Annotated in this window: 1 protein-coding gene; it reads left to right on the top strand. The window is 43.2% G+C overall.

All coding sequences use genetic code 11. The features are described from left to right. The first annotated feature begins 152 nt into the window (after positions 1-152). A complete protein-coding gene (locus tag R7F07_RS25405) occupies positions 153-941 on the top strand; it encodes a TetR/AcrR family transcriptional regulator (protein ID WP_318110694.1) in 789 nt (262 codons plus the stop codon). The last annotated feature ends 118 nt before the right edge of the window (positions 942-1,059 follow it).

Below are 1,059 nucleotides of genomic sequence, written 5' to 3' on the forward strand. Positions count from 1 at the left end.
CGTTATGGATAAATTCATACTTGTAATGTTTGTTTTTTGATCTATTATGACGAAGTGTCAATTATGACGGTTCGTCAAAAATGGTGACGTTCCTGTTTTACAGAATCGTGTTACAATTATCAGGAGTGTGTGGGTATACGGATCAAAGGATTATGTTTAACTTTCGCTGTAAAAAGGATGGTAAGCGAGACGGGTGTCGTGTCTCGTCCGGGCTAACCAAAAAGCAACAAGCGATTGCGGATAGAGAAGTTGAGCTTATTCAACTGGCTAAGTCACTCGTCCAAGAGCAGGGGTTTGCGAACCTCACTATGGATAAGCTGACCTCGGCTAGCTCTTATTCTAAGGGCACCATCTACAATCATTTTTGCAGCAAAGAAGACGTAATACTTGCGCTTTGTATCCATTCGTTAAAAAGCGAAGCGATATTTTTCGAGCGCACGGCAAACTTCGATGGCAATACTCGAGAGAAAATTATTGCGATGCATGTAGGCTATCGTATTTACGCTCGAATGGAGCCAGTACTGTCGACTTGCGCGATTGTCGCTAAAACGCCTTGGGTGTTGGAAAAAGCATCACCTGAACGTTTGAATGAGCTGAATCGGCTAGAAGAAGAAGTGATTTCCGGTGCAGATGCGTGGGTCAATAATGCAGTAGAGTGCGGAGATCTAAAGTTTTCTCCTGCTATAGGTGCGGATGCGATTGTGTTTGCTAACTGGTCTATCGCATTTGGTTCTAACGCGCTTGCGCAAAACGCATCGAATAGTCGCTGTATACAACGAATCCAAGACCCATTTTCTGTGTTGCACAATGCGAATATGTTATTAGACGGCTTAGGTTGGGCGCCACTTTCTACAGAGTGGGACTATCGGAAAACCTGGCGTCGAGTAGAACAGGAACTCTTTAGCGAAGAGATTGCTTACTTAGAAACAGTGAACCGCTAAATCGGTTACAGAAGCCAATCCAAACGATGATTGGCTTTTTTATTACACTAAAGTGACGAATCGTCAATATTTGGCTTAAAAGATGATGCTTAAGGTGAAGAACCTAGAGAGGCATTTG

Source organism: Vibrio sp. YT-16 (assembly GCF_033337405.1).
Lineage (GTDB): Bacteria > Pseudomonadota > Gammaproteobacteria > Enterobacterales > Vibrionaceae > Vibrio > Vibrio alginolyticus.